This window comes from Bacillus sp. EB106-07-01-XG149, assembly GCF_058791555.1.
This window is the reverse complement of record NZ_JBYTDP010000001.1, coordinates 1,127,042-1,143,551: the sequence shown is the minus strand read 5'-3', so window position 1 is coordinate 1,143,551 and position 16,510 is coordinate 1,127,042. Positions and strand designations below refer to the sequence as shown.

16 protein-coding genes are annotated in these 16,510 nt (G+C 33.6%); 12 read left to right on the top strand and 4 right to left on the bottom strand.

The window, feature by feature from the left end; translation table 11 throughout:
- Positions 1–3: 3 nt before the first annotated feature.
- The 3 genes from AC3WTA_RS05850 to AC3WTA_RS05840 all read left to right on the top strand — a co-directional run bounded on the left by AC3WTA_RS05850 (position 4) and on the right by AC3WTA_RS05840 (position 3,529).
- Positions 4–2,565, top strand: coding sequence for a glycosyltransferase (locus tag AC3WTA_RS05850; RefSeq protein WP_000528185.1), 2,562 nt, complete (start codon positions 4–6; stop codon positions 2,563–2,565).
- A gap of 206 nt (positions 2,566–2,771) precedes the next feature.
- Complete coding sequence (locus tag AC3WTA_RS05845) at positions 2,772–2,993, top strand: hypothetical protein (RefSeq protein WP_000461289.1); 222 nt, start codon at positions 2,772–2,774, stop codon at positions 2,991–2,993.
- An 89-nt stretch (positions 2,994–3,082) separates the two neighbouring features.
- Positions 3,083–3,529 (top strand): DUF6376 family protein, encoded by a 447-nt coding sequence (locus AC3WTA_RS05840; protein ID WP_000695196.1) that lies wholly within the window; start codon positions 3,083–3,085, stop codon positions 3,527–3,529.
- An 89-nt stretch (positions 3,530–3,618) separates the two neighbouring features.
- Here the strand turns inward: AC3WTA_RS05840 and AC3WTA_RS05835 are convergent, their stop codons facing one another.
- A complete protein-coding gene (locus AC3WTA_RS05835; RefSeq protein ID WP_000926338.1) occupies positions 3,619–4,620 on the bottom strand; it encodes a S66 family peptidase in 1,002 nt (333 codons plus the stop codon).
- 188 nt (positions 4,621–4,808) lie between these two features.
- Between AC3WTA_RS05835 and AC3WTA_RS05830 the strand changes: the two genes are divergently transcribed.
- Together AC3WTA_RS05830 and AC3WTA_RS05825 are read left to right on the top strand one after the other, a co-directional pair.
- Entirely contained in the window at positions 4,809–5,762 is a 954-nt protein-coding gene (locus tag AC3WTA_RS05830; RefSeq protein ID WP_000825882.1) for a D-alanyl-D-alanine carboxypeptidase family protein, read from the top strand.
- Positions 5,763–6,007: 245 nt separating this feature from the next.
- The gene (locus AC3WTA_RS05825; protein WP_492332840.1) at positions 6,008–6,610 is read left to right on the top strand and encodes a nitroreductase family protein; all 603 of its coding nucleotides are present in this window, start codon (positions 6,008–6,010) and stop codon (positions 6,608–6,610) included.
- A 198-nt stretch (positions 6,611–6,808) separates the two neighbouring features.
- On the opposite strand, the gene AC3WTA_RS05820 is transcribed toward AC3WTA_RS05825, so the two are convergent.
- Positions 6,809–6,979, bottom strand: coding sequence for a hypothetical protein (locus AC3WTA_RS05820; protein ID WP_000789354.1), 171 nt, complete (start codon positions 6,977–6,979; stop codon positions 6,809–6,811).
- Between the two features lie 699 nt (positions 6,980–7,678).
- Between AC3WTA_RS05820 and entFM the strand changes: the two genes are divergently transcribed.
- Positions 7,679–8,965: an enterotoxin EntFM gene (entFM, locus tag AC3WTA_RS05815; protein WP_000755538.1), complete on the top strand. Its 1,287-nt coding sequence runs from the start codon at positions 7,679–7,681 to the stop codon at positions 8,963–8,965.
- 98 nt (positions 8,966–9,063) lie between these two features.
- Here entFM and AC3WTA_RS05810 read toward each other — a convergent pair whose 3' ends face one another.
- On the bottom strand, positions 9,064–9,828 hold the full coding sequence (locus AC3WTA_RS05810; RefSeq protein WP_001194960.1) for an alpha/beta fold hydrolase: 765 nt from the start codon (positions 9,826–9,828) through the stop codon (positions 9,064–9,066).
- Between the two features lie 240 nt (positions 9,829–10,068).
- Between AC3WTA_RS05810 and AC3WTA_RS05805 the strand changes: the two genes are divergently transcribed.
- The 3 genes from AC3WTA_RS05805 (at position 10,069) to hitS (ending at position 13,664) form a co-directional block, all read left to right on the top strand.
- A complete protein-coding gene (locus AC3WTA_RS05805; protein WP_000453875.1) occupies positions 10,069–11,829 on the top strand; it encodes an ABC transporter ATP-binding protein in 1,761 nt (586 codons plus the stop codon).
- Between the two features lie 88 nt (positions 11,830–11,917).
- Positions 11,918–12,595 carry an envelope stress response regulator transcription factor HitR gene (gene hitR / locus AC3WTA_RS05800; protein WP_000612742.1) on the top strand — a complete coding sequence of 226 codons (678 nt, stop codon included), beginning with the start codon at positions 11,918–11,920 and terminating at the stop codon, positions 12,593–12,595.
- A gap of 13 nt (positions 12,596–12,608) precedes the next feature.
- Positions 12,609–13,664 carry an envelope stress sensor histidine kinase HitS gene (hitS, locus tag AC3WTA_RS05795; RefSeq protein WP_000040217.1) on the top strand — a complete coding sequence of 352 codons (1,056 nt, stop codon included), beginning with the start codon at positions 12,609–12,611 and terminating at the stop codon, positions 13,662–13,664.
- 23 nt (positions 13,665–13,687) lie between these two features.
- Here hitS and AC3WTA_RS05790 read toward each other — a convergent pair whose 3' ends face one another.
- Complete coding sequence (locus AC3WTA_RS05790) at positions 13,688–14,281, bottom strand: DUF3139 domain-containing protein (protein WP_002096691.1); 594 nt, start codon at positions 14,279–14,281, stop codon at positions 13,688–13,690.
- 190 nt (positions 14,282–14,471) lie between these two features.
- Here AC3WTA_RS05790 and AC3WTA_RS05785 point away from each other — a divergent pair, with 190 nt between their 5' ends.
- From AC3WTA_RS05785 to AC3WTA_RS05775, 3 genes are all read left to right on the top strand, one after another.
- On the top strand, positions 14,472–15,191 hold the full coding sequence (locus AC3WTA_RS05785) for a 3-ketoacyl-ACP reductase (protein ID WP_000818989.1): 720 nt from the start codon (positions 14,472–14,474) through the stop codon (positions 15,189–15,191).
- 149 nt (positions 15,192–15,340) lie between these two features.
- Positions 15,341–16,012: an O-methyltransferase gene (locus tag AC3WTA_RS05780; protein ID WP_000103840.1), complete on the top strand. Its 672-nt coding sequence runs from the start codon at positions 15,341–15,343 to the stop codon at positions 16,010–16,012.
- Between the two features lie 53 nt (positions 16,013–16,065).
- A complete protein-coding gene (locus AC3WTA_RS05775) occupies positions 16,066–16,506 on the top strand; it encodes an ASCH domain-containing protein (RefSeq protein WP_001001034.1) in 441 nt (146 codons plus the stop codon).
- The last annotated feature ends 4 nt before the right edge of the window (positions 16,507–16,510 follow it).

The following is a 16,510-nucleotide window of genomic DNA, read 5'->3' as shown; positions in this document are numbered from 1 at the left end:
AAGATGGGGAATCGTTTTGAAAAAAGTGAAGAGGCGATAGATCGAATTCCGTTGGTAAGTGTATTAATTCCTACTTATAATCGTCCTGGCTACTTTGAAAAAGCATTGTGTAGTGTATTACAACAAACATATTCTAATATAGAAATTATTGTTGGAGATGATAGCACGAATGACGAAACGGAAAATGTGTTACAAAAATACTTATGTGATCATTCAAATATTATTTATATAAAAAACAGGTCAACTCTCGGACAATTTGAAAATGCGCTAATGTTATTTAATGAAGCGAACGGTGAGTATATAAATTTTTTAATGGATGATGATATATTTCATATGAATAAAATTGAAAAAATGATGAAGTATTTTTTCAATGATTTAGATAATGAAATCAAGCTTGTAACATCTCATCGTCAAGTAATTGATGATAAAGGGAAAGAACTACGACATATTTATTCAACTGTCCGTTTATTTGAAGAGGATACGATTATAGAGGGAACAGAACTAGGAAATAGGGTAATTGTGGATCAAAAAAATTATATTGGAGAACCGACAACAGTTTTATTTCGTAAAAATGATTTACAAGAACCGTATGGGATTTTTGATAAGAGAAGGTATCTATGTAATGTAGATATAGCCTCATGGTTATCTTTATTAAGTAAAGGAAAAGCAGTATACATAGCGGAGACACTTAGTTACTTCCGATTACATTCAGGTCAACAGTTGAATGAATCTAATAAACTTATGGATGGAGTAGAGGATTTTTCACATAGTATTATAGTTGGAGAAAAGTATGGTTTTTTATCTACTGAAAAAGAGTTATATAAAGCGATAACTAATTTCCTAGACTATGCAAAAAAATTAGTTCCATCATCAATATTATATACATTAGACTATTACCGAAAAATTAAGCGAAAGGAAATAAATATAGAAAAGAAAAAACAGTATCGGAATAACAACTCTCATTTACCGAAAGTCAGTATACTCATTCCTGCCTATAATAAACCCCATTACTTGGAATTAGCTCTCAAAAGTGCTTTGAATCAAACATATGAAAATATCGAAATAATAATTTCTGACGATAGTATAAACGGTGAAATTCAAGCGATGATCCAACCATATTTAAGTGAATATGAATGTATTACATATGTTAAAAATAAACCTCGATTAGAAGCAGAGAACTTTAATAAGTGTATAGAACTTGCAAATGGAGATTATATAAACTTTTTATTAGATGATGACTTATTTCATCCTGAAAAGATTAAAAGAATGATGAACTGTTTTTTTAGTCTAGAAAACATTTCGTTTGTGACGTCATATCGTGAATTAATTGATGAGAATGGAAAAGTATTATCACCATCAACATTGAATATGAAAATTGCCAAAGAAACTACACTTTTTGAAGGGAAAGAATTAGGGGATTATATGTTAAAAAACTTAAAAAATGTAGTTGGTGAGCCTACAACAGTTCTATTTAATCGAAAATTTTTGGGAGGGGATTTTGGGTGTTTTAAGGGGAAGGCTTACTCTGCTATTAATGACATTGCAACATGGCTAGATATGATGAAGAAAGGAAAAGTAGTTTATATAGAGGAACCCCTTAGTTATTTTAGACAACATAGTGGGGAAAATCAAAAACAAATGCAATTTACATTAAAGACAATTGAAGAATGGATTGAATTAATAATAGATGCATATAATAGTGGGTTTTTAAATTGTGAGCAAGATTATAAAGAGTGTTTAACTAATTGTTTGGAAAATACGGTTTTAATAATTAAGGATGTGGTAAAAAATAGTCAATTAAATCAAATTGATAATGAAAAGATAGAGAAGGAACTAAATAAGCTAGTTAATCGTATATTTGAGAAAGAAGTCTGCTATTGTCAATTTTGCAATCAACAATTTGAAAAATTTTCTCCTTGGCCAGAACATTACGCTTTTCCAAAATACAAATTCGAGATGTGGAATAAAGATACGGGGATTTGTCCGGTATGTGATTCGATGGACCGTGAAAGGTTATATCGTGTATATATTGAAATGGAAACGGATTTATTAAGTGAAAATGATACTATGCTTCATATTGCACCAGAAGCGAAGTTAAGAAGTTGGTTTGCTCAGTATAAAAATATTATATATGTGTGTGGAGATATTGAACCAAAGGATCCATTAATGCAGGAAATTGATGTTACTAGAATTCCATATGAAAATGATACATTTGATGTGATTTTATGTGGTCATGTATTACAGTACGTTCAAGATGATGAAAAAGCGATGAGAGAGTTATATAGAGTATTAAAAACAAATGGATGGGGAATTATTCAAGCTCCAATCGTAATGAATGTAGATATTATTATAGAGAATGAATTAATTTTAACGCCAAAATTGAGAAAATTAGCTTTTGGTCATGAAGAACATGTAAGAATTTATAATCAATCAGGATTTATACAACGATTAATGAATGTAGGATTTAAGGTGGAATTGTATAACATAGCTGAAAAACAAGGAATGAAAAGTGCGAGGAAATTTGGTTTATCTGAAACTGATGTACTCTATATTGTCCGGAAATGAAGAATTGAGGGGAATTGAAATAATTCGTATAATACGGATTATGGACAATTAAATCAAAGTTTTGAAGAAGCATTAAACTTAAAAAAAAGAATTAATGCTTCTTATTTTAATTATAGAGCGATGTGCAACTTATTTTTTTGTTTTAAATTTAGCTGACAAAGGCAATACTGAGCCATAGTGAATGTAAAGTTGGAGGGCGAGTGTATATGTTTGAAGAGGATGGAATTGTTTTAATTATGGAGCCTGCTGATGAAAGAAACTTGAGAAGATTTATTTTTTCAGTGCCAAAGTCAGTGTATGAAAAGAAGGGGCTTACATTAAGCTATGGAGCAGCTATAGGACAAGGGTATATGGATATAATTGAAGATATTATTAGCGTACATATAGAAATAGATGTTGTAACGATAATAGGGCATGTGAGAGGTTAAATAGCTATTTGAAAAAGGTTGTAGATGATTTAGCTAGAAGTTATGATAAAGAAGATTACAGACAAGTATAATGACGAAGGGAGTCTAAAATGAAAATCAAATCAATTTTATTAGTATGTATGGTTTCAATTGGTTTAATGGGGTGTTCACTAGTAGAGCAAGGAAAGAACTCCATAGATTATGCTCAAAAAGCGACAGACTATGTAAATGAAATAAGTGCATTTGCAAATGATGCACCAGCATTAGCTGAAAAGGCTGTTAATGATAGTGAGGCTCGAAAAGAATTAGAAACGAAGCTTAGTGAAATTAAACAAGATATACCCGCTTTCAATGAATTAACACCACCTGATGTAGCAAAGGATCTTCATCAGCAAATCGTCGGATATAACGAAAAGTTAAATACATTAATTGATACGGCAATGACGAAGATAGAAGAAGGAAAAGTGGATGTAGAGCAATTTAAAAACTCTGAGCTTATGCAGACGATTGATCAAGTTCGTGAGTTGAAAGAGAAGGTTCAAAATTTAGGACAATAATAAAAAGCTCCGTTTTGTGATGAACGGAGCTTTTTTATGTTTTCTAATGGAAAGTTTATAATATTTTCTTCCTATAATATAGGCGTTTTTTATATCTTCCATTTTTCTAAAATATGTATTGTTTTATTGGTTACATCCATGTTCACTTGAACACCTATCGGCATAGTGATCATCGGGTGGGTATGACAACAATCAAAGTCAGCTAATAAAGGAATGCTTTGGTTTTGCAGTACTTCTAATAATATTTCGTACGGTTTGCGCTTTGTACCACAATCATCAAATTGCTCATGTTTTCCAAGAAGTATACCTGAAACTTTATCAAATACACCGTTAATTTTAAGTAATGAAAAGCTTCTTTCAATAGTAGCTGCATCTTTTGAACTATCCTCAATAAATAAAATATCGCCTTCTTGAATGCTTGGCATATAAGGGCTACCCAAAATTCCTTGCATTGTATTTAAGTTCCCACCAATAATACGTCCAGTAGCTTGTCCATTTGTTACGGAAATCCAATTATTTGGTCTAAGTTCTTTTTCTTTCGTTTTCACTTCCCAATTAATAAATTCATCTGACCAAAATAAAGGCTGTTTTATGTTGTAAGGAAGCGATTGATCATGTAGTAATGTTTCTACAAAATATTTGTATGTATAATCTACAAAAGGCTCAAATTCTCCAAAGGAGGGGACGAGTGCCGGACCGTAAAATGTAGGGATTCCTGTTTTGGCATAAATCCCTAGCAATAAAGCTGTTGCATCTGAATAGCCAATCATTATTTTAGGATTATTTTGAAAAGCATCATAATCAATATAAGGTAATAAGGAATTGGAATTCATACCGCCAATTGTTGATATAATACAAGATACATTAGGATTCCTTATTAAAGCATTCAGTTCCTCGGCACGCTCTTGTATACTGCCAGAGCGATAATAATCATATCGACCTGTTAGTGAACCTTCTAATATGTGAAATCCTTTCTGTTGTAAATAAGATTTCGCTCGTTCAAATCTTTTAGGAGAAGTGTAGGTTGCTGGTGAAGAGGGCGAATAAATGCCGATTGTGTCTCCGTATTTTAATGTTTTTGGAAGTAGCATTGTAAGAATCCTTTCTATTAAGTAGTTAAATTACGACAATATAACATTGAATATTCTTATATTTTGGTATTTTAATTGTAACATAAATGTATTAGATGAATAAATATGCTTTTTGCCTTGACGATATAAAGTAATTATTGTTATGGTTAAACGTGAGTGTATAAAAGGTTTGCTAAAGGAGTTTTGAAATGAAGCGGTTAAAATGGGGAAGGCTGACGATCCTAGTAGTCATTATTTTAGGGATATGTTGGTTCTTATTCCAAGGAACTCAAAAGAGTGCAACAAATATAGAGGGACAACCTTTACAAGTGGCAGAACTACCTCAAACAGGATTAGCTGAAAAAGTAGTGCCACCAAAGTACATACCACCGGAAATTGATGCAAAAGCAGCTATGATTATCGATGCGAGTAATGGAGATATTATTTATCAACATAATGAAAATGAAGCTTTTGCGCCAGCAAGTATGTCTAAGATGATGACAGCGTACCTTCTATTAGAAAATGTACATAATGGGAAAGTTCGCTGGGAAGATCCAGTGAAAATGAGTGCGAAAGCGGCACAAACAGAGGGTGCGAGAATCCCAGTCCAAGTGAATGACACATTAACTGTTAAAGATTTGTACCATGCATTAATGATTGAATCAGCAAATAATTCGGCTGTAGCTTTAGCTGAACATATGGCAAAAACAGAGAAAGATTTCGTTCAGCTTATGAATGAAAAAGCAAAGCAGTTAAAAATGTCCGATTATGCTAAATTCGCAAATGCGTCAGGACTACAAGAACCTGATGGAAGTGAGACGAAGATGACAGCTGCTGATGTAGCAAACTTGGCGTATCATCTAATAAAAGACTATCCAGAAATATTAGAAGTGACTCACTTACGTCAAAGTCAGTTAGCATTTAATAATATTAATGTTGCAAGTACAAATGATATGTTAAACAAAAATAATAAAGCTTTATATATAGAAGGAATAGACGGATTAAAAACAGGATTTACAGATAGCGCGGGGTATTGTTTTACGGGTACAGCAAAACAAGGTGATACTCGTATTATTACTGTTGTAATGGGAACGAAAGGTAAAACGAAGCGTTTTACAGAGACGAACAAGCTAATGTCTTATGCATTTGGCTTAGTTAATTAAGTGAAATACTGAGTTGGATCATCATATAAGAAAGGCAATTTGTTGTTACTTATTATCGGTAACAATAAATTGCCTTTTTATTGTTAGCATTAGGAAGTAAAAAGGTGAAAAATGTGAGTGTTATTATTTGAGTTTATTATTGTTTGTTGATAGTCTAAAGTTAGAAGCTTATTAATGATAAGTTTTAAGAGGCGGAATATGATGTATACATATGAAAAAGCCTCAAATGAAAATTGGAGGGAATTATGATGGCAAAAGATTTTTACACAGCAATTGAAGACAGAAGATCTATTTACGCGATTAGTAAAGAGCAAGTAGTTTCTGATGAAAAAATTCAAGAAGTGATTTATCATGCTGTAAAACATACACCTTCAGCTTTTAACTCTCAGAGCGCCCGCGTTGTCGTCTTGCTAGGAGAACTACATGATAAGTTATGGGATATTACGAAAGAAACGTTACGAAAAATTGTACCTGAAAATAACTTTGCATCTACTGAAGAAAAAATGAATGCATTTAAAAGTGGTTATGGAACGGTTTTATACTTTGAAGACAGTCAAGTAGTGGAAGAACTGCAAGAAAACTTTGCATTATACAAAGAGAATTTCCCAACGTGGTCACAGCAATCCTCAGGAATGTTACAATTTGCAATTTGGACAGCTTTAGAAATTGAAGGATTTGGTGCTACATTGCAGCATTACAATCCATTAATTGATGAAGAAGTGAGAAAAGAATGGGAAGTTCCAGAAAATTGGAAACTTACTGCACAAATGCCGTTTGGTAAACCGGTGGTACCTGCAGGTGAAAAAGAATACCACCCTTTAGAAAACCGTGTGAAAATTTATAAATAATGTAGGAATGATAAAGTGAAACTTTAATCAGTGGGTGAGTTGTTCATCCCCCACTGATTATCAGCCCACACCAATCGGGCTTTTACGGGCAGTTGATCCCCCACCTAACTTCTTTGCTTTCGCTGAATTTTGAGGTGGGAGTCTTACTGCCCGTTAATGCGGGATAAAAGGTGAACAGGGATACAACCTGTTCACCTTTTATAAGTAATAAGGATTTTTTTGATAGGAATTTTTCATCTGATTTTTTAATTCGTTTTTACGTGTTTCAATAGTTGATATTTTTTGTAAGGTAATAATTGAAACGAATTGAAAAAAAGCATAGTACAATTCTATATTTTTATTTATAGGATCCTCTATTATGTTTTTCATAAATATACCTCCTTTTTTTATCCCATTATTTGCGGGCAATACGACTTCCATCTTAAAATTCAATATACCGACCTGTAAAAGTTCGATAGGTTTCAGTGTAGGGTAAATAAAATATGTATTGGTTAAAATACTACTATATATATAATAATGTAAATATCCTAGAAATTCCATAGTTAGTGAAAAGTGGGTAGTGGAGTGTGTATTTTCGTCAAATTAGAACAGAATTTTTGGAGTTAAATCTTACAAATCGTCAAATCTTTTATAAACGATAGATAGTATCGGAAGAAACTTTCTGAAAATATTATACTATTGATAAAAAAAGTATTTTTTGTCATGATAAGAGTATGCTTCATGGAAGGGACTTTACTAGGAAATACATTCTTTGCATTGGATTAGATGAATAGAGTTTTTCAAAGTGGATAGAAAATGTATATTAAGATAATGAATGAAATGTCGAATTTTCAATGAAATACATAAGAGAATTGAAAAAAGCATTGCAAAAATACTAAGTTTAATGGTAAAGTTCACATGAAGTTCACGCGGAATTCACTTCATTCGTTTAAAATGAACTCTGTGTGAAAAATAAAACTCTTGTTAAAAAATGGAACTTAATGAATATTTTACTTTGATAATATTGTAATGTATTAAGTTTATAAGTTTTTTTAAGAGGATAGTAGGGAAAGGAAGTAAAGACAACTTATGAAAAAAGTAATTGCAGGTTTAGCAGCAGCTTCTGTAGTGGGTGTTGCAGTTCCAGGTATGGATTCTGCTCAGGCACAAGTTTCAAATGAGGCGCTAAAAGAAATTAATGGACAAACTCAAACTCAAACGACTGTAACTGAAACAAAAAAGGTAGAAACAACTTCTGAATTAAAATACACGGTAACAGCTGATGTATTAAATGTACGTTCAGGTGCTGGTACAGGACATAACGTTATTTCTAAAGTGAAATCAGGTCAAGTATTACAAGTAATTGGACAAGAAAACGGTTGGTTCAAAGTAACTGTAAACGGTCAAACTGGTTATGTAAGTGGTGACTTCGTAACGACTGGTGGTAAAACAGGAACTACTGTTCAACAAGGAACTGGTACTTACACAGTAAACGTTTCTTCACTTAACGTACGTACAGGCCCAAGTACATCTCATACAGTATTAGGCTCTGTAAATAAAGGTAAAACAGTACAAGTTGTAGGTGAAGTACAAGATTGGTTTAAAATCAACTTCAATGGTGGAACTGGATACGTAAGCAAAGACTTCGTAACAAAAGGTGGTTCTGCTGTATCTAACGAAACAAAACAACCAACTACAAACAACAATACTACTACAGTTCAAACTGGTGGTTCTTATGTTGTTAACACTGGTGCTTTAAAAGTACGTACAGGCCCAGCTACATACAACGCTGTAATCGGTGGCGTAACAAACGGTACAGTATTAAACGTTACTGGTGCTGAAAATGGTTGGTACAAAATTAACCATAACGGCCGTACAGGTTACGTAAGCGCAGACTTCGTTAAGTTTGTAAAAGGCGGAGTAAACAACGTTACGAATAACAATAACAATAACGTTACAAATAACGTTCAACAACCAGGTAAAGACGTACAAAAACCAACAACAGGTGGAGATACATCTTCAATCGCTGGATTCGCTAGATCTTTAAATGGTTCACCATACAGAACTGCTGGTACAACACCTGCTGGTTTTGACTGCAGTGGATTCATTCACTACGTATTAAATCAAACTGGTCATAAAGGCGCTCGTCAAACAGTTGCTGGATACTGGAGCTCTAAAACAAAAACTAGCAATCCACAACCAGGTGATTTAGTATACTTCCAAAATACTTATAAATCAGGTCCTTCTCACATGGGCGTTTACTTAGGAAACGGTCAGTTCATTAGTGCAGAAACTGATGCAACTGGTGTACGAATTAGTTCTGTAAGTAACTCTTACTGGAGCAAGCACATGTTAGGTTACACAAAAGCATACTAAGAAAAAGTAGTTTATATACTTTTCGTATAGAGAAAAGGCTTTCCAGGGAAACTTGGGAAGCCTTTTTATAGTTGAATAAATTGGGAATGTAGTAGTTTTTACTGTAACTTTCCATTTAAAAATCGAGCATATAGGTCATGAAAGTAGTTCGGGCGAAATAAGTTTGCTGCATGTCCTGCAAGCGGTATTTCTTTATATAAAACGTTAGGAAGAATGGATTTCAAATCAAAAAGACAAGATTTATAGAGATGATCATGTTCACCCATTACCCATAGAATAGGGTGGGGAAGTGATTTTAATTTAGATTTTAAATCGAATTCTAAACGATGCCGTAATGATTGGGCAATAATTGATGAATGTAATTGCAATCCGAAACGGTAATAAATATTTCTTGAAATGACTGCGAACGGATTTGCCTTTAATATGCCACTTGGAAAAATAGTATTTGCGTATTGAGAGAGCCATTTAGAGTAATCGTCTCCTCGCTTCTCCCAAAACTTTTGAAATACGTTATATAAAAGGGAAGGGTTATTATAATGTCCACCAATATGACAAATGCTCAAAACTTTTTCTGGGTGCATTTGTGCAAAAATTGTAGAGATATAACAGCCGTAGCTTAAAGCGCAAATATGGGCCTTTTTAATGCCTTCTTTTTCGTATAAATTCAATAATTGATCTACGAGACGCTGTAATGAAAATTCGATAGCTTCTCCTTTATCGTCGCCGTGACCTAATAAGTCATAAGTAATAATGTTGTAAGAGGCGGAAAATCGTTTATGCTCTTTTTTGAAGGCACGACGATTGCCAACTAATCCATGAATAAAAATGATTGTTTCTTTTTCGGAATGTATACTTGTTTGCAAAAAGGATACTCCTTTCAATAACGGGAGATTTATATAGTATCGTAAATTGGTTATTTATAATTCACATAGAATAATATTTAGTACTAGGTAATAATATCAGATGTTTATATCTGTTGTAAAGATGCGTTTTTATGTATATTTTGTAAAAATAGAAAAAGTGTGTTTACATTCAGTTTACATTCGTATTGTATTCTATTTTTAGAAAGAACAGTTTGGTTTAACACGAGGAGATGAACAGGAATGGAAGTTAGAAATGAGATGAAGAAAAAAGGGAGCTGGAGGCAGTTTTTACGCCTTATTCAAGATACAAATCCTCCGAAAGGGATTCTTGCTTTTGCATTATTAATGAGTTTGCTTTCTACGGGAGCGAGTTTATTTATTCCGATGTTAACGAAGGGGTTAGTAGATAATTTTTCACTTTCTTCAATTAGTACAGGGCAAATTGTTGGGCTAGTTGCATTCTTTATTATGCAAACTATAGCTGCAGGATTGTCTATATATTTATTAAATTATATTGGACAGAAGATTGTAGCTGGGCTGAGAGAACGTTTGTGGAAAAAGGTGCTTATTTTACCGGTAACTTATTATGATCAAAATAGAACAGGCGATACAATTAGTCGTATGACAAATGATACAGGAGTTGTGAAAACGTTAATTTCTGAGCATTTGTCAAATTTATTAACAGGCGGTATTTCAATTGTTGGATCATTAATTGTATTATTTGTTTTAGATTGGAAAATGACACTTTTACTTTTAACGGTTATTCCATTATCAGTACTCATTTTAGTTCCGCTTGGACGAAAAATGTATAAGATTTCAAAAGCACTTCAAGATGAAACAGCATCTTTTACTAGTGTATTAACACAAGTGTTATCAGAAATTCGTTTAGTGAAATCTTCGAACACAGAAAAAAAGGAATATGAAACTGGAAATAAAGGTATTGAAAAGCTATTACAATTTGGTTTGAAAGAGGGAAAAGTGCAAGCGTTAATTTCACCAGTTATGTCGTTTGTTTTAATGGCATTGCTTGTTATTATCGTAGGGTATGGTGGAATGCGAGTTTCTAGCGGTGCATTAACAACAGGAGAACTAGTAGCGTTTATTTTATATTTAGTTCAAATTATAATGCCAATGAGTCAATTATCTATGTTCTTTACACAATTTCAAAAGGCGATTGGTGCAACGGAAAGAATTAATACGATTTTAGAATATGAAGTAGAAGATCATGAAACTGGTGTGAAGGTCACAAATGCTAAGCAGCCGATCGTTCTTGAAAATGTACATTTCGAGTATAACGAAGAAGAGCAAGTTTTAAAGAATATTGATTTCACAATTGAATCAGGAAAAGTAACAGCAATCGTAGGACCAAGTGGTAGCGGGAAAACGACGTTATTCTCACTATTAGAACGTTTTTACGAGCCAACTAGCGGTGCTATTAAATTAGGAAAAGAATCAATTACGAGTTATTCATTGCAATCATGGCGACGTCAAATCGGTTACGTATCACAAGATAGTCCATTAATCGATGGGACAATTCGCGATAATATTTGCTACGGTGTTGAGGGTGAAGTGACAGATGAAGAAATTGAAAAAGTAGCAGCGATGGCATATGTTGATGCATTTATTCATGATTTGCCAAACGGATACGCAACAGAAGTTGGAGAACGTGGTGTGAAGCTTTCAGGAGGGCAAAGACAACGAATTGCGATTGCTCGAGCGTTACTTCGAAATCCACAAATTCTTATGTTAGATGAAGCAACTTCCAGTCTAGATAGTAAATCAGAGTCTGTCGTTCAGAAAGCGTTAAATAACTTAATGAAAGGCAGAACAACATTAGTTATTGCACATAGACTTTCTACTGTTGTGGATGCAGATAAAATTATCTTTATAGAAAAAGGGAATCTTACAGGAAGCGGTACACATGATGAATTATTACAGACACATGATATGTATCGTGAATTTGCAACGCAACAATTGAAAATTAAAGAGGGCGTATTATAAAATGAATCATCAGTGGGGTTTTTACTCCACTAATGATTCATTTTTAAAAGTTTTATAAAGGATGCGAATTAGAAAGGAAGTGGTTTCTTTGATACCTAACATTTTAATAGTGGACGATGATCCGCATATTAGAGAACTTGTTTCTGTATTTTTAGAACGAGAAGGTTTTCAAACATATGAGGCAATTGATGGACTAGATGCACTTCAGAAAATAGACGAAGTAAAAGTTGATATGGTTGTTCTTGATATCATGATGCCAAATATGGATGGATTTGATGTATGTTTTGAATTAAGGAAGTACTATGATATTCCAATTTTGATGCTAACTGCTAAAGGGGAAACGTCTCAAAAAGTAAAAGGATTTCACCTTGGCACCGATGATTATCTTGTAAAACCATTTGATCCTATAGAACTAGTAGTGAGAGTTAAGGCGTTATTGAAACGTTACCAAATTACAGTGTCGCAATCGATTCAAATTGGGAATGTACTGTTAAATCGTAAAACATTTGAAGTTACAGCCGGAGAACAAACAGTCACATTACCGCTAAAAGAATTCGAATTGCTCTTTACTTTAGGTTCTAAAGCAGGAAGAACTTGTTCGAGAGAGCAGTTAATTGAAGATGTATGGGGATATGATTTTGAAGGGAATGAACGTACACTAGACGTTCATATTAATCGACTACGTGAGAAGTTTCAAGAAGAGAAGTCGAAGTTTAGTATTAAAACGATAAGAGGATTAGGGTATCGCTTAGAGGTAAGTAAATGAGGAAAAAAAACGAATGAGTAAGTTGAAGATGTTGAAAGTAACGGGAGCGGTATTAGCGCTTTTTTCTTTTCTCACTATAATTTGGTCTATCGCATTTTATGTAGCAACTAGTATATTGAATGCTTTTGAAGTAAACGTATCGTCGTTTGTGGCCTTTCTAATTAGTGATATGGTCGGTTTTGTATTTATTGTTCTTATCTGGACATTGATTGGGATATTAATGAGACCAAAACGAGAGGCAATGATTTGGACTATTATTGAACCGATACAAAAAATTGCAAAAGGAGACTTCTCCGTAAAAATACGAAATGAAGAAAAGTATGATGGAGAAATTGGTGTACTCGTAAAAAGTATAAATGATATGACAGATGAACTGAATGCGATGGAGAAAATGCGCCAGGAATTTGTATCGAATGTTTCTCATGAAATACAGTCACCTTTAACTTCTATAAAAGGATTTGCTAGAGCACTACAAGATAACAATCTTTCGGAGGAAAAAAGAAAGCATTATCTTACCATTATTGAAACGGAAACGACGAGATTATCTAAACTAAGCCAAAATTTACTGAAACTAACTCTTTTAGAGTCAGAGGAGTATACACCAGAAAAAGCGACTTATCGATTAGATCAACAGTTAAAGCAAATTGTGTTAAATAGTGAACCGCTCTGGGCTGAAAAAGAAATTGAATTAGACCTTGATTTAGAAAAAGTGCATATAACTGCCGATCAAGAAAGTATGAGTCAAGTGTGGATTAATTTAATTCATAATAGTATTAAATTTACTCCAAGTCGTGGCACAATTACAATTCAGTTACAAGAACATGAGAAATTCGTAGAAATACGTATTCGTGACACTGGAATTGGTATATCTGAAAAACAGAAACAACATATTTTTGAGCGTTTTTATAAAGCGGACTCTTCACGAAATCGCACTTATGGAGGAAGTGGATTAGGTTTAGCTATCGTAAAAAAGGTACTCGACCTTCATCAAGGAAAAATAAAAGTCGAGAGTGAAGAGGGGAATGGGACAGAATTTATTGTTTGTATTCCAAATTCTGAAGAGAAATAGTGTTAGGAGGATATCTTCTAACACTATTTCTCTTTAAAAATACATTTTCCATTACTGCAACTATATTGATAAGCTTTTCCTTCGTTATTCATACGGTATGAATAATCTGATTTTTTATCTTTCTTAAAGTCAACATATGCTTCTGCACCGTTTTTATCATTATCGATATCAATGAATTGAACGTAGCGTATAGAATAATCTTTCTTTTCACTTAAACCTCTTTTTTGCAGGTTTGTATGAATACCGTCTACTAACTCGTCAAACAATGACCAGTTTAAATTAAGACTTTCAAATGACTCAGTATGTCTTCCTAAAATGCTGTTGTCTTGTATTATTTTCTTATTCTTATCGTATGTATAAGAGTATGTAAAATAAGGTTCGTCTTTATATACGACCTCTGCATAATAGCCGATATTATAAATGAGAGTATATTTTCCGGTTATGCTTTGTATTTCTTTTTGCTTATAGCCTTTTATAGTATAGAGGTAGTCGCTAGTATCTTTTTCTATTACTTTATAATGTAATGGATTACCAAATATAAAGTACATAGCCAAAAATATGATACATAGTCCGACTGCAGTTAGTGATAAGAACCATTTTTTTCTTTTCATACACATGCACTCTCCTATGCAGGATTTATTTTTATTTTACATGAATTATGGAAAAAACATGAGACTTATCAATAAAAACTTTCCATAGTTACCTATAAGTAACCTACGCACATGAAAGTGCATCATTGCCTTTTTACATAAACATAGATACAATTTTAATATAGTACATAACTGAGATGATTAAGGAGTGTTATACTTGGCAGAATTATTACAAGGCAAAAATGCTTTAATTACAGGAGCAGGTAGAGGGATTGGTCGTGCTGTAGCGATCGCATTAGCGAAAGAGGGCGTAAATGTCGGTCTTTTAGCTCGTTCAGAAGAAAACTTAAAAGCTGTAGCGAAAGAAGTAGAAGCAGAAGGCGTAAAAGCTGTTATTGCGACTGCTGATGTTTCTTCATATAAAGAAGTGACTACTGCAATTGAAACGTTAAAAAATGGTTTAGGATCTATTGATATTTTAATTAATAACGCTGGTATTTCTAAATTCGGTAAGTTTTTAGAATTAGACGTTGCTGATTGGGAAAAAATCATTCAAGTAAACTTAATGGGTGTATACTATGCAACTCGTGCAGCTTTACCAAGCATGATTGAACAACAATCTGGTGATATTATTAACATTTCATCTACAGCAGGACAAAAAGGTGCACCTGTAACAAGTGCATATAGCGCTTCTAAATTTGGTGTTCTTGGCTTAACAGAATCGTTAGCGATGGAAGTTCGCAAACATAACATTCGTGTAACAGCTCTAACCCCAAGTACAGTAGCAACTGATATGGCTGTAGATTTAGGATTAACTGACGGAAACCCAGATAAAGTAATGCAAGCAGAAGATATTGCAGAATTTATCGTAGCGCAGCTGAAATTAAATAAACGTACATTTATTAAATCAGCAGGACTTTGGTCTACTAATCCTTAGGGGATAAATTTATAAACAAAAGAAGGGATATCTATTCTGTAATGGAGTAGATGTCTCTTCTTTATTTTTTGTGTATGAGACGGAATTTTCGGTATAATTAAGAGTGAATGGTAGAAAAGCATTGAGAAATTGAAGGGGATGGTATTTACATGAGTACGATTGAGAAATGGACGGCTGTTGATCAATATGTGAGTGATGTATTAATACCGAAAGATTCTACATTAGAAGAAGTTCTTCAAGCAAACGCTGCAGCTAATTTACCAGCACATGATGTATCGCCAACGCAAGGGAAGTTTTTGCAACTATTAGTACAAATTCAAGGAGCTCGAAACATTTTGGAAATTGGTACTCTAGGCGGATATAGCACGATATGGCTTGCAAGGGGCTTGCCATCTGAAGGCCGAGTTGTTACATTGGAAGCAAATGAAAAACATGCAGAAATTGCACGTAACAATATTGAGCGTGCCAATTTGAATGATAAAATTGAAGTACGAGTAGGATTAGCTTTAGATTCTTTACGGCAAATCGAAAATGAAAATTATGAACCATTTGATTTTATTTTCATAGACGCTGATAAACAAAATAACCCTACCTATTTTGAGTGGGCACTGAAACTATCATGCCCTGGTACTATAATTATTGGTGATAACGTAGTACGTGAAGGAGAAGTTATTGACAATACGAGTAACGATCCTCGTGTACAAGGGATACGTCGCTTCTATGAATTAATAGCTGCAGAGCCAAGTGTAAGTGCTACTGCGCTTCAAACTGTAGGAAGTAAAGGATACGATGGGTTTGTAATGGCAGTCGTAAAAGAGTGATACGGTTCGAAAGTCTATTACATTTATAGTAGAGTTTAGGGGAGTGAGAGATAATGAATGAAGCAGCACAACAATACTGGGCGGAGTATTGGAAAGATGCTGAGATACCAAAATCGGTGAGTGCATGGAAATTTGGTGATACCGCAAATCGTCTTGCTAAGCAAGTAGTTGACGGAACGAAAACGGCAACTTGTTCTGCATATCTCTTCTATGAATTAAAGAATATACCGTTACCAACTGCAGAGGACTACTCTGTTATTTTGGATCACGATGAAAATCCTGTAGCAATTGTAAAAACAATTGAAGTAACAATATTACCTATGAATGAAATTACAGGAGAATTTGCAATTGCTGAAGGGGATGAAAGCTATAAAAATTGGAAGGAGATTCATGAAAGATATTTCAGAAGTAAATTGAATGAAGTGGGTCATGATTTTTCTGATGATATATTGCTTGTATGTGAACGATTTAGAAGAATAGATATAAAAAAATAGGAGG

What these genes read in the sequence shown, in the direction of transcription:
- AC3WTA_RS05850 (WP_000528185.1), top strand. Translation starts at nt 4, where the DNA reads ATGGGGAATCGTTTTGAAAAAAGTGAAGAGGCGATAGATCGAATTCCG.
- AC3WTA_RS05845 (WP_000461289.1), top strand. Translation starts at nt 2,772, where the DNA reads ATGTTTGAAGAGGATGGAATTGTTTTAATTATGGAGCCTGCTGATGAA.
- AC3WTA_RS05840 (WP_000695196.1), top strand. Translation starts at nt 3,083, where the DNA reads ATGAAAATCAAATCAATTTTATTAGTATGTATGGTTTCAATTGGTTTA.
- AC3WTA_RS05835 (WP_000926338.1), bottom strand. Translation starts at nt 4,620, where the DNA reads ATGCTACTTCCAAAAACATTAAAATACGGAGACACAATCGGCATTTAT.
- AC3WTA_RS05830 (WP_000825882.1), top strand. Translation starts at nt 4,809, where the DNA reads ATGAAGCGGTTAAAATGGGGAAGGCTGACGATCCTAGTAGTCATTATT.
- AC3WTA_RS05825 (WP_492332840.1), top strand. Translation starts at nt 6,008, where the DNA reads ATGATGGCAAAAGATTTTTACACAGCAATTGAAGACAGAAGATCTATT.
- AC3WTA_RS05820 (WP_000789354.1), bottom strand. Translation starts at nt 6,979, where the DNA reads ATGAAAAACATAATAGAGGATCCTATAAATAAAAATATAGAATTGTAC.
- entFM (WP_000755538.1), top strand. Translation starts at nt 7,679, where the DNA reads ATGAAAAAAGTAATTGCAGGTTTAGCAGCAGCTTCTGTAGTGGGTGTT.
- AC3WTA_RS05805 (WP_000453875.1), top strand. Translation starts at nt 10,069, where the DNA reads ATGGAAGTTAGAAATGAGATGAAGAAAAAAGGGAGCTGGAGGCAGTTT.
- hitS (WP_000040217.1), top strand. Translation starts at nt 12,609, where the DNA reads ATGAGTAAGTTGAAGATGTTGAAAGTAACGGGAGCGGTATTAGCGCTT.
- AC3WTA_RS05790 (WP_002096691.1), bottom strand. Translation starts at nt 14,281, where the DNA reads ATGTGTATGAAAAGAAAAAAATGGTTCTTATCACTAACTGCAGTCGGA.
- AC3WTA_RS05780 (WP_000103840.1), top strand. Translation starts at nt 15,341, where the DNA reads ATGAGTACGATTGAGAAATGGACGGCTGTTGATCAATATGTGAGTGAT.
- AC3WTA_RS05775 (WP_001001034.1), top strand. Translation starts at nt 16,066, where the DNA reads ATGAATGAAGCAGCACAACAATACTGGGCGGAGTATTGGAAAGATGCT.